17 protein-coding genes are annotated in these 16,277 nt (G+C 33.2%); 5 read left to right on the top strand and 12 right to left on the bottom strand.

From position 1 onward, the window contains the following. Nucleotides 1–6: 6 nt before the first annotated feature. The 4 genes from pheS to BW731_RS10830 form a co-directional block, all read right to left on the bottom strand. Nucleotides 7–1,053: a phenylalanine--tRNA ligase subunit alpha gene (gene pheS / locus BW731_RS10845; protein WP_079348104.1), complete on the bottom strand. Its 1,047-nt coding sequence runs from the start codon at nucleotides 1,051–1,053 to the stop codon at nucleotides 7–9. 301 nt (nucleotides 1,054–1,354) lie between these two features. Then, entirely contained in the window at nucleotides 1,355–1,681 is a 327-nt protein-coding gene (locus tag BW731_RS10840; protein WP_079348102.1) for a winged helix-turn-helix transcriptional regulator, read from the bottom strand. Between the two features lie 76 nt (nucleotides 1,682–1,757). Beyond that, a complete protein-coding gene (locus BW731_RS10835; protein ID WP_079348100.1) occupies nucleotides 1,758–2,258 on the bottom strand; it encodes an HD domain-containing protein in 501 nt (166 codons plus the stop codon). A gap of 114 nt (nucleotides 2,259–2,372) precedes the next feature. Further along, complete coding sequence (locus tag BW731_RS10830; RefSeq protein WP_233120462.1) at nucleotides 2,373–3,134, bottom strand: TrmH family RNA methyltransferase; 762 nt, start codon at nucleotides 3,132–3,134, stop codon at nucleotides 2,373–2,375. A 115-nt stretch (nucleotides 3,135–3,249) separates the two neighbouring features. Here BW731_RS10830 and BW731_RS10825 point away from each other — a divergent pair, with 115 nt between their 5' ends. The 3 genes from BW731_RS10825 (at nucleotide 3,250) to BW731_RS12745 (ending at nucleotide 4,846) form a co-directional block, all read left to right on the top strand. Beyond that, complete coding sequence (locus BW731_RS10825; protein ID WP_079348098.1) at nucleotides 3,250–3,525, top strand: acylphosphatase; 276 nt, start codon at nucleotides 3,250–3,252, stop codon at nucleotides 3,523–3,525. Nucleotides 3,526–3,617: 92 nt separating this feature from the next. Beyond that, on the top strand, nucleotides 3,618–4,535 hold the full coding sequence (yidC, locus tag BW731_RS10820; RefSeq protein ID WP_079348096.1) for a membrane protein insertase YidC: 918 nt from the start codon (nucleotides 3,618–3,620) through the stop codon (nucleotides 4,533–4,535). A gap of 161 nt (nucleotides 4,536–4,696) precedes the next feature. Next, on the top strand, nucleotides 4,697–4,846 hold the full coding sequence (locus BW731_RS12745; protein ID WP_169817662.1) for a hypothetical protein: 150 nt from the start codon (nucleotides 4,697–4,699) through the stop codon (nucleotides 4,844–4,846). 529 nt (nucleotides 4,847–5,375) lie between these two features. On the opposite strand, the gene BW731_RS10810 is transcribed toward BW731_RS12745, so the two are convergent. From BW731_RS10810 to BW731_RS10790, 5 genes are all read right to left on the bottom strand, one after another. Then, nucleotides 5,376–6,209 carry a YdcF family protein gene (locus BW731_RS10810; protein ID WP_158080215.1) on the bottom strand — a complete coding sequence of 278 codons (834 nt, stop codon included), beginning with the start codon at nucleotides 6,207–6,209 and terminating at the stop codon, nucleotides 5,376–5,378. 267 nt (nucleotides 6,210–6,476) lie between these two features. After that, nucleotides 6,477–7,877 carry an ABC transporter ATP-binding protein gene (locus tag BW731_RS10805; RefSeq protein ID WP_079348090.1) on the bottom strand — a complete coding sequence of 467 codons (1,401 nt, stop codon included), beginning with the start codon at nucleotides 7,875–7,877 and terminating at the stop codon, nucleotides 6,477–6,479. Next, nucleotides 7,874–8,575 (bottom strand): energy-coupling factor transporter transmembrane component T, encoded by a 702-nt coding sequence (locus tag BW731_RS10800; RefSeq protein WP_158080214.1) that lies wholly within the window; start codon nucleotides 8,573–8,575, stop codon nucleotides 7,874–7,876. Before BW731_RS10800 ends, BW731_RS10805 begins: the two co-directional genes overlap by 4 nt. A 27-nt stretch (nucleotides 8,576–8,602) precedes the next feature. Next, on the bottom strand, nucleotides 8,603–9,181 hold the full coding sequence (locus BW731_RS10795) for an MptD family putative ECF transporter S component (RefSeq protein ID WP_079348086.1): 579 nt from the start codon (nucleotides 9,179–9,181) through the stop codon (nucleotides 8,603–8,605). A 159-nt stretch (nucleotides 9,182–9,340) separates the two neighbouring features. Continuing rightward, nucleotides 9,341–10,558 (bottom strand): pyridoxal-phosphate-dependent aminotransferase family protein, encoded by a 1,218-nt coding sequence (locus BW731_RS10790; RefSeq protein ID WP_079348084.1) that lies wholly within the window; start codon nucleotides 10,556–10,558, stop codon nucleotides 9,341–9,343. 159 nt (nucleotides 10,559–10,717) lie between these two features. Between BW731_RS10790 and BW731_RS10785 the strand changes: the two genes are divergently transcribed. Together BW731_RS10785 and BW731_RS10780 are read left to right on the top strand one after the other, a co-directional pair. Continuing rightward, nucleotides 10,718–12,346, top strand: coding sequence for a PucR family transcriptional regulator (locus tag BW731_RS10785; protein ID WP_158080213.1), 1,629 nt, complete (start codon nucleotides 10,718–10,720; stop codon nucleotides 12,344–12,346). A gap of 90 nt (nucleotides 12,347–12,436) precedes the next feature. Further along, a complete protein-coding gene (locus BW731_RS10780) occupies nucleotides 12,437–13,273 on the top strand; it encodes an alpha/beta hydrolase (protein ID WP_079348080.1) in 837 nt (278 codons plus the stop codon). Between the two features lie 34 nt (nucleotides 13,274–13,307). On the opposite strand, the gene arcC is transcribed toward BW731_RS10780, so the two are convergent. Genes arcC through BW731_RS10765 form a run of 3 tightly spaced genes read right to left on the bottom strand, consistent with a single transcriptional unit; the run spans nucleotide 13,308 to nucleotide 16,267 of the window. Then, a complete protein-coding gene (gene arcC / locus BW731_RS10775; protein ID WP_079348078.1) occupies nucleotides 13,308–14,237 on the bottom strand; it encodes a carbamate kinase in 930 nt (309 codons plus the stop codon). 9 nt (nucleotides 14,238–14,246) lie between these two features. Next, the gene (locus BW731_RS10770) at nucleotides 14,247–15,005 is read right to left on the bottom strand and encodes a DUF2877 domain-containing protein (protein ID WP_079348075.1); all 759 of its coding nucleotides are present in this window, start codon (nucleotides 15,003–15,005) and stop codon (nucleotides 14,247–14,249) included. Next, nucleotides 15,005–16,267 carry a YlbE family protein gene (locus BW731_RS10765; RefSeq protein ID WP_079348073.1) on the bottom strand — a complete coding sequence of 421 codons (1,263 nt, stop codon included), beginning with the start codon at nucleotides 16,265–16,267 and terminating at the stop codon, nucleotides 15,005–15,007. The genes BW731_RS10770 and BW731_RS10765 overlap by 1 nt, the downstream gene beginning before the upstream one ends. Nucleotides 16,268–16,277 lie beyond the last annotated feature (10 nt).

Raw genomic sequence — 16,277 nt, 5'->3', positions numbered from 1 at the left:
TTATCTCTACCCCTTTACCTTAAATTGTTCTAAGAATCTGACGTCATTTTGATAGAAATAACGGATATCATTAACACCATATTTCAACATCGCCACTCTATCTGGTCCTAACCCAAAGGCAAATCCACTGTACTCGTTTGAATCAATGCCTGACATTTCAAGAACGCTTGGATGCACAACACCTGCACCTAGAATTTCAATCCAGCCAGTGTGTTTACATACATTACAGCCTTTACCACCACATTTGAAACAGCTAATATCCACCTCGACTGAAGGCTCTGTAAATGGGAAATAACTTGGTCTTAGACGGATATGACGATCTTCACCGAATAATTTTTTAAGTAACACTTCAAGCGTTCCTTTTAAGTCTGCCATTGTAATGTGTTTATCAACAACCAATCCTTCGATTTGATGGAATTGATGACTATGAGTCGCGTCATCACTATCACGACGGTAAACTTTACCTGGACTAATCATACGAAGTGGTGCTTTTGAAAAATCATGTTTTTCCATCGTACGTGCTTGAATAGGTGATGTATGTGTACGTAATAACATATCATCTGTAATATAAAATGAATCTTGCATATCACGAGCTGGGTGATCTTTAGGTAAGTTCATTCGCTCAAAGTTATAGTAATCTTTTTCAACTTCATATCCTTCAATAATTTCATAACCTAGACCTAAAAAGACATCTTCAATTTCTTGCATCACTTGCGTTAAAATATGTGGCGTACCAGTACTTGACACTTTACCTGGTAATGTGACATCAATTGTTTCATTTAATAATGCTTGATTAAGTGCTTCTTCTTCAAGTTCTTGTTTTTTCTCATCAATTTGTGTTGATAATACATCTCTAATTTCATTAGCCAAACTACCAACAACTGGTCGCTCTTCATTTGATAAATCTTTCATTCCGCGAAGTATTTCAGTCATACTTCCCTTTTTACCCATTACCTCAACCCGTATGTTATTTAAATGGTCTAATGTTTCCACTTGCGCAATTTTTTCAATAAAATCTTTACGTAGTGATTCCAATCTTTCTTTGATTTCCATTTTTTTCATCCTTTCTTAATCCAACAAAAAAAGACACCATCCCTTATAAAAGGAACGATGTCTCGTGGTACCATCCAATTTTTATGCTTAAAGCATCTTTATTTGTTAACGATGATAATAATCACCGGTTTGATAACCAAACAACTAAGGAAGTGAACTTCGTCTAGCTTTTTCACAGTTTGCTTTCAGTCTTTGGCAAACCTCCCTGAGCGAGAAAAATACTAAATTACTCGTTTCCATAAACGTTTTTTACTATATAGCTAAAGTGTACAAGAAATAAAATGCCTCGTCAAGATGATTCTTACATCCACTTTTCTCCCCAATTTTGTACTTCCACCATCACTGGGCGAAGGGACTCACCTTTTTCTGTTAGAGAATAATCAATGCGTTTTTTTTCAACAGGATGCTCTCGTCGCATCACGATACCTTTTTCTTCCAACTCTTTTAATCGTTCAACTAAGACACGATCACTGACTTCTGGTATTTTATTAGCGAGCTCAACAAAACGTTGTGTGCCATCTTCCAATAACACGTCGATAATTAACCCATTCCATTTTTTTCCCAGCATATCAAACGTCTTCTCAAACTTTGGACATAACTCAAATTGTCTCTTTTCACAGGAATTCATAGACTGCCCCCTTATACTAACATTTCATCCGTAATTATAGTATAAAACAATAAGCTGACAAATACTATCTGTCAGCTCAAAAATGTACTACTTTTGAATATTCAACTGCTTTTACTTTAACTTTTTTTAACAATGGTTTAATGACTTCTTCACACGCACAGTACTTATCTACTAATGTCACAATGTAACTTTCTTTATACTTAGGTGGCGCAATCGTCGCCCCAAACATGTGTTTAACGATAATATCTTCTTCTAATGGAGAAATATCTGTTAATTTCTTGGCATTCTCTAAAGCAATTCTTGGATGAACGTAAGCATGCGAGCCTTCACCCATTTTTGTTTGACGCCAATCATAAAAAAATAAATCATGAAGTAACCCTGCCCTAGCAGTAGCTCTGACATTTCCACCCCATTTTTTGGCTAAACGATAGCTTTTATATGATACTTGAATCGAGTGTTCCAAACGATTTGAGTAATGGTGTTGTGTGTATTCTTTTAAACTTTGAACGTCATCTGTATAGATAAGATCTTTTACAAGCTCTAAATAATCATGATCTTCTTGCCAATTTAATGACATATTTCATCACTTTCTTTCTTAAACATTAACTTTTTATGTATTAATGATAACAATATATCAGTAAATTTTCAAAAAATATATCAAAAATCGTTACTTTAATAAATTTATAACAATTTATATTTCAAACATCACAATTCCAGCAGCTATAGCCACATTTAAAGATTCGGCTTTTCCCTTCATAGGTATATAAACTTTTTTATCGACTAGTGTTAATATTTCTTGTGACACACCTTGTCCTTCATTCCCCATCACAATAGCAACGGATGATTGCTCGCCAATCTCTTCATATGACATTGCCGTTTCATCTAGAGCAGTAGCAATCGTCACAATATTTTTCTCTTTGACTTCGTTTATCCACTGAACTAAGTTTACATTAGTCAAAATAGATACATGAAATTGGCTTCCTTGTAATGCTCGCTGAACTTTTGATTGATATACATCCGCACACCCTTCTCCGAGTATCACTTGATCATACCCTGCGGCGTCAGCTGTTCTAATCATCGTTCCAACGTTACCTGGGTCTTGAACAGTATCAAGTACTAACATTTTTCGTCCTAAACTTTGTGATTCTTCTTGTTTATTCATGACTGCTATAATTTCTTGTGGAGTTGGTAATTCTGAAAGTTGTTTTAAAATAGCATCTGGTACAATCACCAGTTTATCTTCATTGATTTCATTCAATAGTGATTGATATGTTTCTATCCCCTTATCAGTCGTCACAATCACATCAACATCAGCCTTACTTTCAATCGCTTCTTGGACAGAGTGTTCCCCTTCTATAATAAACTTATTGGTTAAATCTCGGTATTTTTTTTTATGCAATTTTTTCGTGTCTTTTACCCATTGATTAGTCAATGATTCAATTCGTTTCATCATGATTAGTTCATTCCTCTCAATACTTGCTTTATTATATCAGATTTTTTATTTCATTCACTCATTTCCCAGTAAAAACTGTATAATAAACTTAAGAAAACATGAAGGATGTGATGTTATGAAAATATCGATGACAGTGCATGGTCGAGTACAAGGAGTGGCTTTTCGTTATATGACTAAAATGGTCGCCGATGAACTAGGCGTACATGGTATTGTTAAAAACCTCGATGATGGTGGCGTGTATATTGAAGCAAATGGTGATAAACTAGCCGTTCAACAATTCATTGAAGAAGTAAAAAAATCTCCTGCACCAATGGGAAACGTCACAAATTACTCAATCGACTTTAATCCAACGTTTAGAGAGCATAAACGATTTAACGTGGTTTATTCTTAATTTCTTTCCATAAATTAATTGAATTATGTTCCAAAATTCGTTATAGTATTGCTTGTGTAGATATACGTAGATCATAGTAAAGGAAGAAATAAATGAAAAATTTAAAACGTTGGATGATCGGTTCTGGTCTTTTCGGAATGCTAATCTTTTTATCCGGATGTGTCAAAACTGATTCTACAGGTACTCCCACTGGTGAAGGGATCATCTATAATTTATTAGTAAAACCAATGAGTCACTTAATTACCTTTTTTGCCGAAAACTGGGGATTAGGTTTTGGTTGGTCAATCATTTTACTAACCATGATTGTTCGATTGATTATTTTACCCCTTGGTTTAAACCAAATGAAAAAATCTATGATTCAACAGGAAAAGATGGCCGCAATCAAACCTCATATGGATGTTATCAATGAGAAAATGAAAACTGCCACAACTCCTGAAGATAAAATGGCAGCTCAACAAGAACTTCAACAATTTTATAAAGATAATGATATTAACATTATGGGAGGAATTGGGTGCTTACCGTTGCTCATTCAAATGCCTATCTTTACGGCATTATTTTTCGCAGCAAAAGTAACTCCTGGAATATCAGAGTCTATTTTCTTTGGTATCAACCTTGGAAAACCAAGTTTAGTATTAGTCGCTTTAGCTGGTATTAGTTATTTCTTACAGAGTTATATCAGTATGATTGGGATGAGTGATGAACAGAAAAAACAAATGCGAATGATGACGTATATGTCTCCTCTTATGATTATTTTCTTCTCATTCAAAGCTCCTGCTGGTGTGACATTGTATTGGGTTATTGGTGGTATTTTTAGTTGTATACAATCTCTTATTACCAATCTCTATCACAAACCAAAAGTCAAACGTGAAATTGCGGAACATTTTGAAAAAAATCCAGTAAAAATCGTTAAGCCGACTGTTAAGAACACAACAGTTAAACAAAATGCTCCTAAGAATAATCTAAACAATCGTAATGCTGGACGTAACCAAGGAAAACAAAATAAAAAATAATAGGAAGCACTGATGAGTCATTTCATTAGTGCTTCTATTATTTTACTAACCAAATGAAATTTCATTTGCATATATATTTTTTAAATGCTATAATTAGTAATGGAATTTCGTTATGAACGTTTTAGTTGCCTTTCGTTATACATAAGAAAGGAGAATGCTATATGACATTCAATAACACAACAATAGAGTACCGTGTAACACTAGATACTGACTTAAATTTATTTATCGTTTTTCTTAAAGATGATGAATCAAAAGTGGCAACAGGTACTACTATTCAAAACGCAGTACATGAATTACAAAAAATTGCATAAGGAGTAACGACCTAATGGATGAAACCAGTTCGTACTGAAAGAGCATTTACCTTTTAACTTTAGATTAATGGTAGATGCTTATTTTTTTATGCATTTTCATCATGAAAGGACTACAAATCACGATTATCTTCTACTATATCTACTTTTATATATATAGGTTTCCTCATCCACCTCAAGACCGTGTTTCGCGAGCGTTTCAATCAGTACTAAATGGGTTTCATCAAATTCATCTCGTATTAATACAGTGTGCTTTAAAATCAACTCTACTGTTCCTGCTACCTTTTTATGATGGACAGTTGAGCTTTCAATCGTTGAACCTATAGAAACTAATATATTAGACAAATAAAATCATTCCCTTCTATACTGACTAGTATACCATACTTCATAAAACGATATATTTTAATAAAAAAATAGTATCATAGTACCTATTTATGACATAATACTTAGCACTTGTTATGAATTAAAACTTATTTTAAAAAAAACGTAACAATAGGATAACTCCAATTGTTACGTTTTTCATACCATTTAATTATCCACCAATAACGTGACCAAATAGTCGAATCAATGCACTTATAAAAAAGAATCCAATAAATAAAAAATGTTTTTTCTTTGTCATCACAAGATAACCAACATATTCACGAATAAAAGCTGTCGGTAAATAATACAACTTAGTTTTAGATCCAACACCTCTCGCATGAATACCTAAACGTGATGCTATTTTACCAGCTCTTAAGAGATGATAATTATTAGTCGCAATCACAATATTTTTATCTTTAAAATCATTAATACCATCCACAACACTAGCCAATTTTTCTGAAAACAGAATATTTTCTTTGGTATTGGTTGATTGTTCTTCAAGATATACTTTTTCAATAACCACAGGTAAAGAATCTAAGTAATGACTCATTGCTTGTGCTTCTGATATTTTTTCATCTTTTCCTTGACCGCCTGATAAAATAATCGTTGGTTTATGACCTAAATTTCTCTTTTGTTTTAAGTATAATCTAACACCTCGGTCAATCCGACTCGCTAACAATGGTGTCACACGCTCACCATCAATCAATCCAGCTCCTAAAATAATAATATAATCTACTTTCTTCCAAATAGGAAAATGATTATATAAAACAGCTGTTGTTGCATACATAATAAATAAAAAGATTAAATACGATAACGTAGCTGTAGTAAAACCTAACAAAGTTGTCAAAAATACATTTTGCGAATAAAATGTGACAATAATTATTAGAACCTGAATCCCTAATAAACATAACGCAACAATTAAAGGAACCAAATTACTTAATGATTTCCCCTCTCTTTGTAAAAGAATTTTTTCATTCCAAAATAACCCGACTATACTAGTACTCAAACCTAGTACACTTAGAAATACCATAACCAATATAGCTGGAATTAAAAAAACTAAAGCAAGGCTTTGATTTGTTTTTTCTATTAATAAAATAAATAGAGAATATAAGGTCGCTGCAGATACAAGAAAGAAAAAACCATTCCATAAACTTGTTGGGCGAAAATAATTTAAATAAAAAAACATATCAAAGGGACGATCAAAAAAATGACATAGAAAAAAACTGTCATACTTAACAATGAGTACACTCCTTTCAAAAAAACGATTATTAAATTAGCTTATAAACCGACCGTTATCCATTTTCAAAATACATGATGCTGTTTGTGAGAGCAATTCATTGTCATGACTAATTACTAGGACAAACAAACCAAGTGATTGAGCCTTTTTTAGTAGCTTACTAACTGCTAACATATTTTGATAATCCAAACCACTTGTTGGTTCATCTAAAATCAACCACTCTTTTCCAGATAGTATGGCACTAGCAATGGCTACTCGTTGTTTTTCTCCACCAGAAAGATTTTGTGGATGACTACTTAATAACCCTCTTAAATTAAGATCATCCACTACATCATCAAATAATTCTGTTCTTTTTGATTGTACTAGCAACTCTTTTTCGACTGTTTCAAAAAATAATTGGAGATTAACATCTTGCATCACTATAAAACTCCGCGCAATACGCTCTTTAGCAGACAAGTTGGCTCCCATAATAGAAAAACTGTGACTTTTATCTGTAAGTAAACCTGATAACAATTGTACAAAGGTTGTTTTTCCAGAACCATTTTGTCCAACTAATCCAACTATGTTATCTATAGAAATATCAAGAGATGGAATATTAAGAACTGATTTTCGATCACTGTACTGATAAGTTAAATCCTTAATTTGAAGTACTCGACTGACGTCATCTGGCTCTGTCTTTTCAACAAATGATTTCAATAATTTTGGTTCTTGCAAACTCCTTAATCCCATCTCTTCTTGAATTATCGGAAATTGTGCCTTAAATTGAGCAGCTGGTAAGTCATAGGTCAGTTTGCCATTTTTTAAGATAACATATCGATCTGCCAGTTCAGATAGGTAAAATAACCTGTGTTCAGATATAATCAACGTACAACCACGCTGTTTTAATAACTTAATATAATCTGATAATTGTTTGATTGTTACATAATCCAGGTTACTAGATGGTTCATCAAATAAAAACAAACGATGCGGTAACATACAGGCAGATGCAAATGCGATGCGTTGTTTTTGTCCGCCAGATAACTCTGTTACTTTTTTACCAATCAAGTCTTCTAAATGAAATAATTCGATAACATCGTTCATTCTTGTATTTATATCCTCTGCAGAAAATCCGTAATTTTCCATGGAGAAAGCTAACTCACTTAATACTGACGTCGTAAAAAATTGCGTTTTAGGATTTTGAAATACAACACCTATGTCTTTAACGTATTTATTAAAGTCAATAGGCGGAAGTGGGGTATCCAACACTGTTAACTGACCAAATATCTCTCCGTCATACAATTCAGGGATCAAACCATTTAATACACTAATTAGAGAGCTTTTTCCACTGCCACTTTCACCTGTCAACACAACTAACTCTCCGGATCTTACGGTTAAATTGATATTATCCAATACTTTTTTTTCATCTCTTATAAGTGTTACCTGATTGAGTTGAATCAAAAAACACCACCACCCTCAACTAATAACAATACCAACAAACTAGCAAGTAGTAAATAGTCTTGTATTTTTAATTTAATCGGAATAACACTTGTATGTTTCCCTTCAAAACCTAATCCCCTCACAAGTGCAGCTGCAGATAATTCTTGAGCGGTATACTCCACTTGCTTTAAAATAGGGACTAAAAAATACTCCATGGCTTGAATAGGATGACGTATCACTTCTGAAACAGATAAGTCAATTCCTCTAAACTTCATAGCTTGACGAATCGACTTCACGTCAGAACGAAGTGTCGGAAAAAAACGACAAATAACAATAAAAGGAATAACAAGAAAGTTTGGAATGTGCCATTTTTTCATCGCCGAAACCCATTCGCCCACAGAAGTATGTTGTGTCGCAAATATCCCTGCTGCTATGGGTGGGAGTAAACTTTTATATACCACTAAGACAAATGACACAATCGCTGTTATAATACCAGTTATCTCATGAAACACTGTCATTGTTAAAAAGTTTAGGAACACATAACTAATTAATATTATAAAGCCTTTTTTAAACGAGCCACTAATACTTAACAAAAATGTAATAAATACTATAAAAACAAACTCCATGGATGGATTGGCACGAGAAATTAGTAACACACTAGCAAAAAGGACTGTAACTAGTTTACTCCTTGGATCAAACGTGACATATCTATTTTCCAAAGCCAACTCACCCCTCTCGTTTATTTTTTACTTAGCAAAGTGTTTCGTATAAATAATTTTCCCGATTTTCAAACCTATTATACTAGTAATAATAACTAAAAGCATTGAGACAAAGAAACTTGCAGTACTTACACCTTCGAATACACTATTCACATAACTCATGTCTTTTCCTTTATTTAATAAAGACTCGCTATAAGCATCTTTCATAAACCATAATGGCAAAATTGGACCTGTTAAGCCAAAACTAAAAATTGTATAACTAACCATTAGTTTTAGACTGTCTGAAATCTTTGTTTTAGTTTGCACAAAATCAGCCAATAATGGAAAAAGAAAACTTGGTAAAAAAGCCAACGGAAAATACCCGAAAGCAAAGAAAAAGACCGCCATGACCGATCCAACTAATGTAATAGCGCCAAATTTAGGAACTTTATTTGCAACTATAATATATAGAGTACCAGATATTAATGCTGACATACTAGGAACTAATAGACTATGAAACACAGGCACAGTAAACCTCATTAACATAGTGGCGATAAAGACCGTAAAAAAATAAACTGTCGCATATATCCCTATCGATATTAAATCTTGTACTTTTAACTTTTTCATAATTAAAACTCCTCAAAAATTTTTTAACCTAGTCATTATAACATAGTTAAAAATCAACAGACATTGTTTTTACTTAAAATATTTACCAAAACATCATGTTAATCATACTTTTTATATAAAAAACTCTTTACCACATTTTTGTGATAAAGAGTCAAACTGTTAAATTCCTAATTCATGATAAATATTTAATGCTTTTTGAGCAGCTACACCCTGATTAATCGATACATTATGATGAATTAATGCTGCTTCTAATGCTGTTAAAACTTGTAAGACATTTTCTTTTCGGCTACTAAATCCCATGTTTCCAATTCGCCATACTTTACCCGCTAATGGACCAAATGAAGAGGCAATTTCAATACCAAAATCATCTAACATCATTTGTCTCACAGACTCACCATCTACTCCTTCTGGAATGATGACAGGTGTTACCGTTGGCATTTTAGTTGCTTCATCACCATATAACTCAAGCCCCATTGCTTTAATACCTTCAACAATTGCTCTATCATGAATTTCATGACGTCTAGCTCGTTCTCTTAATCCTTCATTACAATATAGACGTAATCCTTCATGCAGTGCATAAATCATACTAGTAGCCTCCGTATGATGATTGATTCGGTCCTTATTCCAATATCTTTGAAGCTGAGTTAAATCAAGGTAATTACTTGAGATTGGATTATCATTTCTGCAATCATCTCCTAAACCAAGCTCTTTTTGATAGCGTTTATTAATTTCCTTTTTCACTCGGTCACTATAGGTGATAAGTGATAAACCAGATGGCACACTTAGACATTTTTGTGTTCCAGCAATGGCCATATCAATACCCCAGTCATCAACTTTTATCTCCACACCACTATAAGTCGCTACAACGTCTACTACGAAAAAGACATTATTGTTCTGGCAATACTCGCCAATTTTACTTAAAGGCTGCATTTGACCGTTAGCTGTTTCTCCATGAATCATAGCTAAAATTTTTGGTTGATGTTCTTTAACTGCTTCAATTATTTCTTCTTCTGAAAAAACGCCGTCCCATGATTTTTCAAGAATCACAACGTCAGCTTGTGCTCTTTCACAGATTTCGACTAATAAATAAGCAAAACGTCCGTATGCTGGTACCAATACCTTATCACCTGGGCTAATTAGCGAAATCAATGCTGCTTCTATGCCAGAACGACTTGTCCCATCCACCACAAAAGCCTCTTCATTTGTGGTTTGAAATGTCTCTCTAATCATATCTTTGACTTCATTCATAATTGCTACAAAAGCAGGATCAAATTGACCTAAAATCGGCGTTGCCATTGTTCTTAAAACAGATGGATAAGCCTCTACAGGTCCTGGTGTCATAATGGTTCTCATTGGATGATTTAATGGTTGTCTCATAATTATCTCTCCTTTATTTTATTATGAACTATTGCTACCACAATGCCATTATACATTATGCACAAAATAAAATATACGTTATACGAAATGCACAAAAATAGACTTTTTCTTTTTTTTTTATATAAAACTCTCTATAATAGCTATTGGGAGGTACAGTTTATGAAAACACTAGAACAAGTTCTATCTGTTCCACGGTTTAATGATTTAATTTTATTAACTAAAAAGACCAATTTAAAAAAAGGGATTAATAATGTTGAAATAACAGAAACACCTGATATAGCAAACTATATTTCTAGTCAAACATTAATTTTAACTACTGGTATGTATTATAAAGATAAAGAAAATGAAATGTATCAATTGATAGATTCTCTTTCCATTATACAATGTGCTGGCTTATGTATTAAAGTAGGGCGGTTTTTAGATAGCATACCTCAAGATATCATCGATTATGCTAATACGCGCGACGTTCCAATATTACAATGTCCCTCAACAAAGCCTTTAGGGACGATATTAAAGGAAATAATGAGTTATCTAAGTGAAACAAAAGAAGCCGAAATTGCATATGCTCTTGATATACAACGTAAATTCTCTACTTTATTCCTAAATGACGCGACATTACAACGCATTATAAAAGAATTTGGTGAACTAACAAATACACCGATTATGCTATTAAATCCTTTTAAAGAAAACATTGCCATTTCTGATAATTGGAATAAATTACATGATTCTCCTGAAGACATCATTAATATCCTATCAGAAAAAGATGCCTTTCAAAGCGATAAAAATGCGACGATTATTATTAATACTCCAAATATTAATCAACTTGATATCGCGGTGTATCCAATAAAAAGTCACACTTATTTTCCATACTATTTAGTTATTTTGTTTCCAAAAAATATTTTATACCCTGTAACGGAATTTGCTATTGACCAAGGCCTAATGGTATTAAGTTTTACTATTTTAAAAAATGATAAGCTATATGAAGTCAACAAGCTTAGAAAAAGTGACTACCTCTCAACACTCATCGATAGACAAGAAAGAAGCTTATTTAATGAAAAAGAGTGGTTCAAATATGAATCCAATTTTGGTATAAAATTATCTTCTTTCTACCAAATGGTTTACGTTCGCGTCCAAGAAACATCTAGCATGGTCTATACGTCTAGACGATACGAAGAAAAATTAAAATTAACTTATGAGTGGTTAGATACTCATATGGTAAAAGAACTACCAGGTTCTGTAGTCTTTCTAGATAAAATAATCAATAATAGTATTATCTTATTGCAAAAAGAAATCAGTTCATCTGATTTAAAAGAAAAATTAGAAACGCTTAATCATTTAATTCAAAAAAAACTACCTATAAACGTATTATTCAGTTGTGGACAACCGTATTCACACCTTGATTACCTAGCAAAATCATTAAATGAAGCAAAAATCATTGACAAAGAGCGAACCGAATTTAATAATAAAGAAATTGTTTCCGTATACAAACCCAAAGGAATCACACGTTTACTAGAAAATATAGAAAAAGAAGAAGCAAAATATTTCAGTCAAGATTGTTTAAAAATACTAAGTTATCCGCAAAGTGAAATGGATATCGAATTAAGAAAAACACTAAAGACATTCCTTGATAATCAATGTGAAATTACAAAAACTGCCAACGAGTTATTTATCCATAGAAACACAGTAAAATATCGTATTGACAACATTGAAGAACTTCTTGATTGTAAAATTGATACTCCTGAAAATAGCTTTAAGTTACGTTTAGCTTTGGAGCTAACTGAACCTTAACTCGTGCACAAAAAGAAAGTAACCTTTGGACTTTTCGCCCAAAGATTATTTTCTTTTTTTAATATAATCTTATATAAAGGAGTTGAAAATATGACGGTTTATTCTTATGCTGACAGAGAAAACAATCGAATAGAGGCCACATTTCATAAAAGTACAAAACAAAATAAAGACAATCCACTGATTATTTATATTCATGGTGGCGGACTAATCTATGGTTCAAAAGATGATTTACCATTAGTTCATATTGAAAAATTTACACAATTAGGATTTAATATACTAGCTCTTGACTATCCGTTAATCCCTGAAAGTTCACTAGAAAAATTGATTAATAGTTTACTAGATGGCATTAATTGGGGAGTATCGAAGTTTACAACTAATGATGATTTTATTTTATTTGGACGTTCAGCTGGTGCTTATCTGTCATTGATTTTGAGTGCTAAGTTTTTAGATATTAAACCAAAAGCAATCATTTCTTTTTATGGATACTATTCACTAATGGATAAAGAACTTAAAAAACCAAGTGATTTTTACACACAATATCCTTTACTAGATGATGTCATGATTGCCCCTCTTATCCAAAAACAGCCTTTATTTAATGCACCCATCGAGCAAAGATTTCCTATTTACTTATCCTATCGCCAACGTGGTGTCTGGATTAACAAAATGCTTGATCAAGTATCAGATATAGAAAACTATTCGTTAACAGACGATGACATTCGTGCTTTACCACCTCTATTTATTGCGGTAAGTAAAGACGATCAAGATGTTCCTTATACACAATCAATCTATCTACATGACTTAGCCACTAAATCTGACATGTACACTCTTAATGATTTACCACATGATTTTGATCGATTAGTGGATGATGTGCAAACAAAAAAAACCTACCATCAATTAATGAATTGGCTCATATGTTTACAAAAATAAAAAATACCATCACCAAATCGGCGATGGTTTTTTTTTATTTTCCTATTACCTGTGTTCCAGCATTACCTGCTAAAGCTTGTGCAGCATCTTCTAAGGAACAAATAATAGCTGTTTTACCTAGTTTTGCAAACTCAATACATGCTTGCATTTTAGGTCCCATACTTCCATCTGAGAAATGACCTTCATCAAAATATTGTTGTGCTTTTTCAATTGATAACATCGTTAATTTTTCTTGATTTGGTTTACCATAATTGATATAAACATTTGGCACATCAGTCAGTATCATTAACACATCAGCATCTAATTCTTCTGATAATTTTAGTGCCGAAGAATCTTTATCAATGACTGCAGCAACTCCTGATAATTGATTGTCTTTATCTCTAACAACAGGGATGCCTCCTCCACCAGTTGAAACAACAAGTGTTCCATTATCAATTAGTGTTTTGATTGTATCGACTTCCACAATACTTTTTGGTTCAGGCGATGGTACCAATCGACGATAACCGCGTCCGGCATCTTCTCCCATAACCCATCCTTTACTTTTTTCTAGTTCAATACTTTCCTCTTTACTATAAAAAGATCCTATTGGTTTTGTTGGATGATTAAATGCCTCATCATTTTTATCAACTTCTGTCATTGTTAATAATGTAACAACTTGTTTAGTAGGTAACATATTTTTTAATGATTCTTGCATCATGTATCCAATAAAACCTTGAGATTCTGCACTACAAACTGGTAGCGGTTGCTCAGGTACTTCTTCTTTGGATAATTCATTTTGACGTAATATTTGACCAACTTGCGGTCCGTTACCATGAACTACCACAACATTATGTCCTTCATTTACCACTTTAGCAATACTTTTCGCACTTGTTTCTACATTTCCTTTTTGAACATCATAATTTCCAACTTGTCCCGGTTGCAAAATCGCGTTTCCGCCTAAAGCTAATACAACTTTTTTCCCCATAATTTCCTCCTATTTTTGAATTAATGTTAATCCATAATACATCCCATAAATCGTATCTTTTCCTGATGAGTGTCCCGTTTGTGCTAGTAATTCTAATGCTTTTGATAGTCCTACAGGATTGTCTAATTTATTCATAACTTCGACTACTGCTGTACTATACTGACCTTCTAAAGCACTTTTCAAATAGGCTATAGAAACATCTGTCGTTTGTTTGGCGTTAATTTTTTTCTCAATCACAGAAAAGATAGATGATGGTAAATAATTTATTCGACTGTTTAAAGCAAGTAACCCCACTATAAAATCATCTCCAGATGGTGTTAAGCCTTGACCAAACCCAATTAACTCCATTACAAGTTTCTCTAAGTTTTCATTTAATGAATATTCTATTAATGGTGACTGTTTGGCATAAAATTCTAATGATTCTAAAAATAAATCTGTTTTTAATTCCTTTTTTTGAATATAAGTTGATACTTCCCTACTTTTTTCTAATGTTAATTGAAAATCTCCAATAACTAATCTTCCTTGATGAAGCGAGAGTTTAGCTTCTTTAAATAACGGTTTAATATAATCCATTACTTCTTTTCTTAACATCAATCCAAATGGTGGTATTTGAAAATAGGGATAACTGATATACAATAAGTCATCTCCTACTTTCACATTCACCCCAGATTTAAATTCACTATGAAATGACACGTCTTTAGAGCTATCTGATAATAATGTTTCTACTTTTTCCCCATGATAATCACTTGAGAACGTGTAAGCACACATTAATTAGCCATTCCTAATTTCTTAGCATAAGCTGTGATTGCTTTTTCAAAACATGTCAATGGTGGACGTACAGTTCCCGCACCAATTTGACCAATTCCTGCTTGTTTATGAGCAATACCTGTGTTGATTACAGGTGTAACACCTGATTCAACAACTAACCTTGCATCAATTCCTAAACAAATTCCTCTAAAGTCCCAAGTTGGTACAGGGAAGTTGGTATTTTGACTGATACAAATCTCAGACATTTCATTCGACGTATTTAGTGCGTCGTAGAAACCACCTGATCCAACAAATCGTGTTACGGCTGGAGCAGCAATCATTGCCATTCCACCAACACCGAATGTTTCAGTAATCGCAGAATCACCAATATCTGTATTAGCATCTTCTCCGCTATATCCTGCAAAGTATAATCCTTGAGGTGTGTTAACTGGTCCAGTAAACCATTCGTCACCCATACCACTAATTCTGATACCAAAATCTTTTCCGTTACGGCACATAGCTGTAACAACGGTTCCTTCTTCAATCATTCTTGCTCCATCCATCACAGCTTTTGCTGCAGCCATCATGATATTTAGGAAGAACTGATCTGTGTCAGCTAAAAACTGTGACACTTCTTCTTTTTTAGTTTCGTCAATTGATAAACGTGTAATAATTGGTCCCACTTCTTTGTAAAAAGCAAGAGATGCTGCAATATTACGTTGATGGAATTCATCCCCCATAGCAATAGCCTTTGCTACTAAAACGTTGATGTTTAAGCCATCTTCCATTGTTTGCAATGCTTGGCTGAGCACTGGTCCCAATGTATCTCTCATCCAACGTAAACGTGTAATGACTTCATCAGAGTAAGCACCGAAACGTAACACTGCTCCGATTCCTTCGTTCATTGTACAATAAGCACGATTTCCATCTGTTTTATTTTCTACAACTAATACAGGCATGTTACCAGAAGTAATACCGCCCATTGGACCCACAGCATCATAATGATGACATGGTGCAAAGGTAATTTCTCCATTTGCTAACATTTTACGAGCATCTGCTTCATTATCTGCCCATTCTTCAAATAGAACAGCTCCCACACATGAACCTTGCATTGGATCAGTCATATCTTCCCATGCAATAGGTGGTCCTGCATGTAATAACATGTGACCTTCTAATTCTTTGATAACACTTTTTGCTGGTACTACATCTAATAAAAATGGTGCTGATTGTACAATTTTATCAATGACTGCTTGATTTGCTTCGTCGATTGTTTTAAATGACATCTTTTATCCT

Origin of the sequence: Vagococcus martis, assembly GCF_002026305.1 — a bacterium.
Lineage (GTDB): Bacteria > Bacillota > Bacilli > Lactobacillales > Vagococcaceae > Vagococcus > Vagococcus martis.
This window is presented reverse-complemented; position numbering and strand designations above follow the sequence as displayed.

Excerpts from the sequence above, each read along its gene's own strand:
- BW731_RS10840 (WP_079348102.1), bottom strand. The coding sequence starts at position 1,681 with ATGAATTCCTGTGAAAAGAGACAATTTGAGTTATGTCCAAAGTTTGAG.
- BW731_RS10785 (WP_158080213.1), top strand. The coding sequence starts at position 10,718 with ATGAAAACACTAGAACAAGTTCTATCTGTTCCACGGTTTAATGATTTA.
- arcC (WP_079348078.1), bottom strand. The coding sequence starts at position 14,237 with ATGGGGAAAAAAGTTGTATTAGCTTTAGGCGGAAACGCGATTTTGCAA.
- BW731_RS10780 (WP_079348080.1), top strand. The coding sequence starts at position 12,437 with ATGACGGTTTATTCTTATGCTGACAGAGAAAACAATCGAATAGAGGCC.
- BW731_RS10770 (WP_079348075.1), bottom strand. The coding sequence starts at position 15,005 with ATGTGTGCTTACACGTTCTCAAGTGATTATCATGGGGAAAAAGTAGAA.
- pheS (WP_079348104.1), bottom strand. The coding sequence starts at position 1,053 with ATGGAAATCAAAGAAAGATTGGAATCACTACGTAAAGATTTTATTGAA.
- yidC (WP_079348096.1), top strand. The coding sequence starts at position 3,618 with ATGAAAAATTTAAAACGTTGGATGATCGGTTCTGGTCTTTTCGGAATG.
- BW731_RS10825 (WP_079348098.1), top strand. The coding sequence starts at position 3,250 with ATGAAAATATCGATGACAGTGCATGGTCGAGTACAAGGAGTGGCTTTT.
- BW731_RS10795 (WP_079348086.1), bottom strand. The coding sequence starts at position 9,181 with ATGAAAAAGTTAAAAGTACAAGATTTAATATCGATAGGGATATATGCG.
- BW731_RS12745 (WP_169817662.1), top strand. The coding sequence starts at position 4,697 with ATGACATTCAATAACACAACAATAGAGTACCGTGTAACACTAGATACT.
- BW731_RS10790 (WP_079348084.1), bottom strand. The coding sequence starts at position 10,558 with ATGAGACAACCATTAAATCATCCAATGAGAACCATTATGACACCAGGA.
- BW731_RS10765 (WP_079348073.1), bottom strand. The coding sequence starts at position 16,267 with ATGTCATTTAAAACAATCGACGAAGCAAATCAAGCAGTCATTGATAAA.
- BW731_RS10835 (WP_079348100.1), bottom strand. The coding sequence starts at position 2,258 with ATGTCATTAAATTGGCAAGAAGATCATGATTATTTAGAGCTTGTAAAA.
- BW731_RS10830 (WP_233120462.1), bottom strand. The coding sequence starts at position 3,134 with ATGATGAAACGAATTGAATCATTGACTAATCAATGGGTAAAAGACACG.